5 protein-coding genes are annotated in these 2,647 nt (G+C 58.6%); all 5 read right to left on the minus strand.

Going from position 1 to position 2,647, the window contains the following annotated elements; genetic code table 11:
• Positions 1-581 (minus strand): DUF3164 family protein (locus ACYVG7_RS10660; RefSeq protein WP_460883091.1); only part of this gene is annotated, 581 nt, incomplete at its 3' end.
• A gap of 19 nt (positions 582-600) precedes the next feature.
• On the minus strand, positions 601-867 hold the full coding sequence (locus ACYVG7_RS10665; protein WP_460883092.1) for a hypothetical protein: 267 nt from the start codon (positions 865-867) through the stop codon (positions 601-603).
• Positions 864-1,112, minus strand: a complete 249-nt coding sequence (locus ACYVG7_RS10670; RefSeq protein WP_460883093.1) for a hypothetical protein — start codon at positions 1,110-1,112, stop codon at positions 864-866. Before ACYVG7_RS10670 ends, ACYVG7_RS10665 begins: the two co-directional genes overlap by 4 nt.
• Positions 1,109-2,050, minus strand: a complete 942-nt coding sequence (locus ACYVG7_RS10675) for an AAA family ATPase (RefSeq protein ID WP_460883094.1) — start codon at positions 2,048-2,050, stop codon at positions 1,109-1,111. Before ACYVG7_RS10675 ends, ACYVG7_RS10670 begins: the two co-directional genes overlap by 4 nt.
• A gap of 36 nt (positions 2,051-2,086) precedes the next feature.
• Positions 2,087-2,647, minus strand: a 561-nt coding sequence (locus ACYVG7_RS10680) for a Mu transposase C-terminal domain-containing protein (protein WP_460883095.1), incomplete at its 5' end; no start/stop codon positions are given.

Here is a 2,647-nt window from a genome sequence, read left to right on the forward strand (position 1 = left end):
TCCTCGCCCTGACGTTCATACAGGCGCAGATAGGTGCTGGTGCCGGTGACCTGGATGGCATCGGCAATGGCGTCCATCGCCTCGTTCCAATCGGCATCGTCGATGTCCAACTGGCGCAGGCTGAGCACCTGGTTCACATCGATATGCCCCTGCTTGTTGACCCGAAACGCATGGTCAACCAGTGCCACGATCTGAACGGAGGCCCCATCCGACCAGCGGGTGATGCAGCTATCGATCAGTTGCTTGGCCGCCTGGATCCGTTCATCGAAATGGCGGTGCTCGCCGACCGAGAGTTTGACCAGGTGCTGGCCATCAAAGCTGCTCAGCTGCACATTGCCCTTGGCCCCGCCGAACTGAACCCCATACTCGGCTGCGCTCAGGTCAACGAACGCCGAGACTTCCCCCATGGTGGCGGCCTTAAACTCGGCGATCGCCTCGCGCAGAGCCTTACCCTTGGCGATGATGCTGTTCACCAGGTCATCCCGGATCTTGTCGACTGGAGCAATCAACTCCTCCGGTACCAAATGCCCCAGGGCGTTCTTGCGATGGCCCGTAGGCACTGTGGTTACTTGTTGTTCCATTTGCTTCTCCTAAACCCAATTAGCCATCAATGGCTTTTTGAACGGTCGATAAAACCCGGAATGCTGCTTTACGCGCAGACACATCAGATACCGGGGTTCCGATCCAGGCACGGTCACGACAACTGAATTCAATTCCAAGCATCTGTTTGAGATTTGAAATATCGTTCCGAGCCTGTGTTTTTGTTATTTGAAATAAGTCCACCAATGCTGGTGTTTCGATATACCCGAAGTACTGAACGTGAGCCTGGATATATTCGCGGCGAACAGTCTCTGTCATGTTCATCATTGTTCCCTCCAGTGGATGCAACAGCCGCCGAGCCGAGCCAACCAGGCGCGGCGCTCCAGGCCGTTGAGTTTTTCGGTAATGACCAGCACATGACTGGCCATTTCACTCGGCACCGGGCCGGTTACCGCGAGCACCGGGGTTTTATTCACCACGCGGCTCTCAACCACAGAAATACCCTTGCCCTGCAACCAGCGCCGCATGACAGCAGCAGTGCGGCGAATATTGATACGATCGGTGATGGTCATTCGATCCCCTCCAGTTCGGTGAAGGCAGCCTTGAGAAACTGTACGTTGATGGCCTCATCCTTGGCATACAGCGCCGCCAGCTTGAGGGCTTTTGTCAGCAGCCGCAGGCCGCCCGGGCGCTCGCTGATTTGCTGCAACAGATCCCGTTCACCCTGGCCGGTGATGGCCCAGGCATCGGCAATCGCCTTGACGTCGTTCTGCTTGGTCTTGTGAATGCCTCGGCGCTTGGCGATACGGCTGAATAGGCGGGCAAAGTCTTCGTTACGGCGGCCGCCAGTGAGCTGGGTGTAGATCTTGTTGTTGCCAACCAGCACCAGACCGATGCCGACTTCCTCCTGCAGGATGCGCAGCTCTTCGAGGGTGGGGTAATCAAGGTGATCGGCCTCATCGATGACGATCAGCCCCTCGGTGCCCACTAAGCGGCGACGAACGGCTCGGGCCAGCGGACCGCGCAAGCGGGGGGCCTGCTCCATGCCCAGCTCCATTGCGAGTTCATACAGGCACTCGGTCAGCGTAGAGCGGCATGGCGAGGCGGTAACCATCCACACATTCGGGTTATGGCTGGCGTAATGGCGCAGGGCTTCGCTCTTGCCGACGCCACTGGCGCCATAGATGACGGCGATCGACTGGGTGACATGGGCATAGGTCATGTCGTCCATGATCTGCCGGGCGGTATGCGTCATCACAAAGCCTGGGTTGACCGGCCGCGCCTGCCGCGCTTCGCGCAGCTCCAACCAGGAGGCAATCTTTTCGATGATGGCTGCTGGGTCTGCTTTGTAGCTATCGCCAAGCACCTGACTGATGGCGGCGGCACTGACGCCGATTTCTCGGCCCAGTTGGGCACCGGTAACCGCTCGGCTCTCGATCAGGGCCTTAACCCGCATCAGAATATCGGTGTGGGTGATGGCCTGTTTCCCTAACGTAACAATGTTTGACATGGCTCTACTTTTCCTTCAATGGCGGTTTAATCGGGGTTACAAACGGCGAGCGGCGGCTTGTTCGCGCAGCAGTGCAACCGACTCGCTATAGCGTTGTTCCAAATCCAGCTCGGTCTCTTCTTGGTGGGCAATGGCATGGGCCAGCACGGTATTGCCAAGCACTACCGGGGTGCGGACCATTTCCACCACTTTGGTTTCCGGTGGGGTGGGGTTGCTGGCCCCTGGCATCAGGGCGGCGACTTCCAGTGCATCCATTTCGCGTTGGGCCTGTGCCGTGGCCTTGGTTCCCTTCACGAACTGAGTCCGGCGGCGCTTGTGCTCGCGAGCGGCCTGGGTATCCCCGAATCCAACCTTGTCGATACATTCAGCCTGGCCAATCAGCAGACCATCCAGGGTGTAGAGAATGACGCCGTCATGCAGTGCTGCCGGATCGAACCGCGCCACCACCTTCTTGCCTATGTGCTGGTACAGCGCTGGGCTGCCATACCGGTTTGCGCGGCTAGCAATCTTGCCACCGGCCTCCAGGGTGATGGTGCCATGCTGGCTGACACGCACCGCCTCAGCCTGCAGCATCAATAACTGCAGTTGCTCCTTGGT

It is taken from the genome of Pseudaeromonas pectinilytica, from assembly GCF_054780855.1.

Bases quoted from the DNA above. Each gene is read 5' to 3' on its own strand.
- ACYVG7_RS10665 (WP_460883092.1), bottom strand. From the start codon at position 867: ATGATGAACATGACAGAGACTGTTCGCCGCGAATATATCCAGGCTCAC.
- ACYVG7_RS10670 (WP_460883093.1), bottom strand. From the start codon at position 1,112: ATGACCATCACCGATCGTATCAATATTCGCCGCACTGCTGCTGTCATG.
- ACYVG7_RS10675 (WP_460883094.1), bottom strand. From the start codon at position 2,050: ATGTCAAACATTGTTACGTTAGGGAAACAGGCCATCACCCACACCGAT.